Genomic DNA, 4874 nt, shown 5'->3' with positions numbered 1-4874 from the left:
GGTCGTGAGCGACCCCGTCACGGCGCGCGCGATGGGGGAGGCCGGTCGGCGACGCGCCGAGGAGCACTTCGCCTGGGACGCGRTCGCCGAGCGTACGCAGGAGCTCTACCGCCGCGTGCTCGCGCGCTGACGCCGATCAGGCGGCGCCCGCCGGTGCGTGCACGCCGGCTGCGGACGGAAGCGCTGTCCGCGTCCCGATAGCATTGGTGATTATGGCGAGTACGGTGCTGCAGTTCCGCGATGTGTCGGTGGTTCGAGACGGGAATCCGATCCTCGACTCGGTGACGTGGAGCGTCGACTCCGACGAACGCTGGGTCATCCTGGGCCCGAACGGCGCGGGCAAGACCACGCTCCTCCAGATCGCCGCCGCGGCCATGCACCCGACGAAGGGCACGGCCGACGTGCTGCAGGAGTCGTTGGGCAAGGTCGACGTCTTCGAGCTGCGCCCGATGATCGGCTTCGCGTCGACGGCGATGGCGCGCAAGATCCCGCGCAACGAGACGGTGCTCGACGTCGTGCTGACCGCCGCCTACTCGGTGACCGGCCGGTGGAACGAGGAGTACGAGGAGATCGACCTGCGTCGCGCGCAGCGCGTGCTCTCGGAGTGGGGCCTCGAGGGCTTCGCCGGGCGACGGTTCGGCAGCCTCTCCGACGGCGAGCAGAAGCGCGTGCAGATCGCGCGCTCGGTGATGACCGACCCCGAGCTGCTGCTGCTCGACGAGCCGGCCGCGAGCCTCGACCTCGGCGCCCGCGAGGAGCTCCTCGGGCTGCTCGGCGGCTACGCGTCGTCGCCGGCCTCGCCCGCGATCATCATGGTCACCCACCATGTGGAGGAGATCCCGCAGGGCTTCACCCACGCGATGCTGCTCTCGAAGGGGCGCATCGTCGCGGCGGGGCCGCTGGCCGAGGCCCTCACGTCGGCCACGCTGACCGAGACGTTCGGCATCGAGATCGGCCTGACCGAGGCCGACGGCCGATACACCGCGCGCGCGGCCTGACTTCCGACCGTTGCGATTCTGCTAGAATCGTTTGTTGGCCCATGGGCCGAGTGCTTTCCTGTCCGCGAGGCAGGTGCGAATCCACCATCCATTCAACAAGGAAGTCTCCATGAAGACCGACATCCACCCCGACTACAACGCCGTCGTCTTCCGCGACCTCGCTTCGGGCGCCACGTTCCTCACCCGCTCGACCGTGTCGAGCGACAAGACGATCGAGCTCGATGGCGTCACCTACCCGGTGATCGACGTCGAGATCTCGTCGGAGTCGCACCCGTTCTACACGGGCAAGCAGCGCATCATGGACTCGGCCGGCCGCGTCGAGAAGTTCAACCAGCGCTTCAAGAACTTCGGCAAGTAATCCTGCCGCACGAGGGCGGGCGACTCCGGTCGTCCGCCCTTCGTCGTGCCCGCGGCACGGCGCGCCGAACCCGGACGAGGTCAGAACAGCGCGTCGGGATCCGCCGTGGGCGGGAAGCCGTCGATGACGGCGACGGCCGAGGCTGGCGCGGCAGCGGCTGCGACGGACGCCTGAGCAGCGGCCGCGGTGCGGCGGACGGGCCAGGCGCCCGAGGTCGTGAAGTCGGGGTCGCCGTTGGCACGGCGGTACGCCTGGTAGCTCTCGGCCTGCTCGCGGCACCAGTCCACCTGTCGCGCGTGCAGGTCGCCCACGGCGATGGCGGCCAGCTCGGGGAACGCGCGGACGATCGCCTGGGCGACGCGGCCCGCGGCCACGGCATCGGCGCCGGCGTCATGGGCGTTCGGCAGCGCGACGCCGTAGTGCTCGGCCGTGGCCGTGAGGGTGCGCTTGCCGCGCCGATAGCGGTCGATCGCCTTGTCGATGACGAGCGGGTCGATCACCGGTCCGGGGCCGGGCAGGGGAGTGTGCCCGTACCGCTCGGCCTCCCGCTCGAGGAGGGTGAGGTCGTAGGCCGCGTTGTACGCCACGATCGGGAGGCCCCGGCCCGCGGCATCCGCGAGGGTGGCGATGATCTCGGCCACGGCCGACACCGGCGACTGTCCCTCGAGCCGGGCACGTTCGGTCGTGACGCCGTGGATGAGCGAGGCGGCCGTGGGGATCTCGATTCCAGGATCGACGAGCCACTCGTGACGCTCGAGCTCCTCGCCGTCGGCGCCGATCACGCCCACGTGGGCGGTCACGATGCGGCAGGTGTCGACGTCGATGCCGGTGGTCTCGAGGTCGAACACGGCGAGGGTGTCGGCCCAGCGGGCGCTGCTCGTGGCATCCATGGTTCGAAGGCTATGCGGGCCCACCGTCAGAGCCGCGGAGCGACCCGCGGGTGCGGAGATCGGCGGTGGACAGGCGGGACGACGCTCAGGCGGCCCGCCGTAGAATGTCGGGGATGATCGAGTCCCCGTACGCCGAGCAGCTCGCTCGCATCCCTGTCAGCGAGCACCGCACCGACGTCGACGGCACCGAGACCGCGTGGTGGGAGTACGGCGCAGCGGACGCGCCGGTGCTCGTGCTCGTGCACGGATTCCGGGGCGATCACCACGGCCTCGAACCCGTCGTCGCGCAGCTCCCCGGCTTCCGCATCATCTCTCCCGACCTGCCGGGCTTCGGATCCTCCTCGGTGTTCGCCGACCGCCCGCACGACATCGAGGCGTACGCCGACTGGCTCGGCGCGTTCATCAGGGCAGTTGGCATCGACGGGCCGTACACGCTCCTCGGCCACTCGTTCGGCTCGATCATCGCCGCGAACGCGGTGGCCCGAGGCCTCGCGCCCGAGCGGCTCGTGCTCGTGAACCCGATCGGTGCGCCCGCGCTCGAAGGGCCACGCGGCGTGATGACCCGGCTGGCGGTCGTGTACTACCGTGCGGCCGCGGCCCTGCCCGAGCGCGCCGGCTTCGCACTGCTGCGCAACGGCGCCATCGTGCGCGTCATGAGCGTCACCATGGCCAAGACCCGGTCGAAGCCGCTGCGACGCTGGATCCACGACCAGCACGACCGCTACTTCTCGGCGTTCGGCGATCGGGACGCCGTGCTCGAGGCGTTCCGCGCGTCGGTCGGCAACGACGTGAGCGAGGTCGCCGCCGACATCCACGTGCCGACCCTGCTCGTGGCGGCGGAGCGCGACGACGTCACTCCGCTCGACGCCCAGCGCCGCCTCGTCACGCTCTTCCCCGACGCGACGCTCGAGGTCATTCCCGAGGTCGGCCACCTCATCCACTACGAGACGCCGGGCGACGCGGCGGCGCGCATCCTCCGATTCCTCCGCTCGGGAGCGAACGCGTGAGGATCGTCGTCGACTGCCGCTACGTGCGCATCGGCCAGCACGACGGCATCAGCCGCTTCACCGCGGGCATCGTCACCGAGCTCGGCAAGCGGCATCCGCTCACCATGCTCGTGAGCGACCACCGCCAGCTCGACATGCTGCCCCCGCTGCCCTGGCAACTCGTGAGCTCGCCCACGAGCCCCCGTGAACCGCTCGTCGCCCTGCAGGTGCGCAAGCTCCGCCCCGACCTCGTCTTCAGTCCCATGCAGACCATGGGGTCGTGGGGGCRCAACTACCGGCTGCTGCTCACGCTGCACGACCTCATCTACTACGAGAACCGCACGCCGCCGCGCGACCTGCCCGCACCCGTGCGGCTGCTGTGGCGGCTCTACCACCTCGCCTGGTGGCCGCAGCGGATGCTCCTCAATCGCGCCGACGCCGTGGTCACCGTCTCCGAGACCACCGCGGGGCTCATCCACGAGCACCACCTCACCGACCGTCCGGTCACGGTCATCCCGAACGCCGCCGACGACCTCGCCGTGCCCCACCTCCCGCGCGTCCGCCCCGCCGGGCACCGGCTCGTGTACATGGGCTCCTACATGCCCTACAAGAACGTCGACACCCTCGTGCGGGCGGTCGCCGCGCTGCCCGACCACGAGCTGCACCTGCTGAGCCGCATCAGCGCCGACGAGCGCGCGCGGCTCACACGGCTCGCTCCGCAGGCGCGCCTCGTCTTCCACGACGGCGTGACGGATGCCGAGTACGCCGAACTTCTCGCGGGCGCCACCGCCCTCGTGCACGCCTCACGAGCCGAGGGGTTYGGCATCCCGCTCGTCGAGGCGATGCGCCTCGGCACGCCCGTGGTGGTCAGCGACATCCCGATCTTCCGGGAGATCGGCGGCGATGCCGCCCTGTACTTCGACGCGGCCAATCCCGAGGCGCTCGTGGCGGCCCTGTGGTCGCTCGAACGCGACGGGGAGTGGGAGCGCCGCTCCGCGGCATCCGTCGCCGTCGCGGCCCGCTACACCTGGGCGTCGTCGGCCGAGCAGCTGCTCGAGCTCATGCGTCGCACCGTCGGCCCGGGGTCCCGTCGGCGGCGGCGGTCCGCCCGTCGCGCCTGAGGCGACGCAGCGTCGACGCAGCATTGAATTCCGTCAGGCGCCGTCGGTTCCCGTGAGCGCTTCGGCGGCCACGAGCTCGAGCTGGGCGTCGACGACGCGCAGCAGGTGCACGGAGCCGTTGTCGATGACATAGCCGGGGGCCGGCAGGGTCCAGCCGCTCAGGTGCATCATCAGCGCGTGGATCACCCCGCCGTGGGTGACCACGATGACGTCGCCGCCCGGATGAGCCCGGGCGATGTCGAGGAGCGCCGCCGAGGCCCGCTCGATCACCGCGGATCGCGGCTCGAGCCCCTCGATGGTCGCGGCCTGCGCCTCCACGGCGGCGCGACCGGCATGGTCGAGGCCTTCGAGCACCCCGTGGCTGCGCTCCGCGAGGTCGGCCACGAGCACGGGCTCGGGAAGCCCCAGGCGGTCGGCGATGATCGCCGCCGTCTCGGCGGCCCGGGAGAGGGTGCTGGCGTAGACCGCATCCCACCGCTCGTCGGCGAGCGCTGAGGCGGTCTGCACGGCCTGCTGACGGC

At 71.4% G+C, this 4874-nt stretch carries 6 protein-coding genes; 4 read left to right on the top strand and 2 right to left on the bottom strand.

All coding sequences use genetic code 11. The features are described 5' to 3' along the window. Window positions 1-212: 212 nt before the first annotated feature. Window positions 213-998: an ABC transporter ATP-binding protein gene (locus AC1DY2_RS15365; RefSeq protein WP_309978626.1), complete on the top strand. Its 786-nt coding sequence runs from the start codon at window positions 213-215 to the stop codon at window positions 996-998. A gap of 109 nt (window positions 999-1107) precedes the next feature. Beyond that, a complete protein-coding gene (locus AC1DY2_RS15360) occupies window positions 1108-1356 on the top strand; it encodes a type B 50S ribosomal protein L31 (RefSeq protein WP_122936417.1) in 249 nt (82 codons plus the stop codon). An 80-nt stretch (window positions 1357-1436) separates the two neighbouring features. On the opposite strand, the gene AC1DY2_RS15355 is transcribed toward AC1DY2_RS15360, so the two are convergent. Further along, window positions 1437-2246: an exonuclease domain-containing protein gene (locus AC1DY2_RS15355; protein WP_476763214.1), complete on the bottom strand. Its 810-nt coding sequence runs from the start codon at window positions 2244-2246 to the stop codon at window positions 1437-1439. A gap of 113 nt (window positions 2247-2359) precedes the next feature. On the opposite strand from AC1DY2_RS15355, the gene AC1DY2_RS15350 reads away from it, so the two are divergent. Next, window positions 2360-3253, top strand: coding sequence for an alpha/beta fold hydrolase (locus AC1DY2_RS15350; protein WP_476763213.1), 894 nt, complete (start codon window positions 2360-2362; stop codon window positions 3251-3253). After that, a complete protein-coding gene (locus tag AC1DY2_RS15345) occupies window positions 3250-4353 on the top strand; it encodes a glycosyltransferase family 4 protein (RefSeq protein ID WP_476763212.1) in 1104 nt (367 codons plus the stop codon). Before AC1DY2_RS15350 ends, AC1DY2_RS15345 begins: the two co-directional genes overlap by 4 nt. Window positions 4354-4386: 33 nt before the next feature. Here the strand turns inward: AC1DY2_RS15345 and AC1DY2_RS15340 are convergent. Next, on the bottom strand, window positions 4387-4874 hold a 488-nt coding region (locus AC1DY2_RS15340; protein ID WP_476763211.1), incomplete at its 5' end, for a histidine phosphatase family protein.

This window comes from Agromyces sp. P1_H4 (assembly GCF_056405255.1).
The sequence above is the reverse complement of the archived record's forward strand: the minus strand, read 5'-3'. Positions and strand labels throughout refer to the sequence as shown.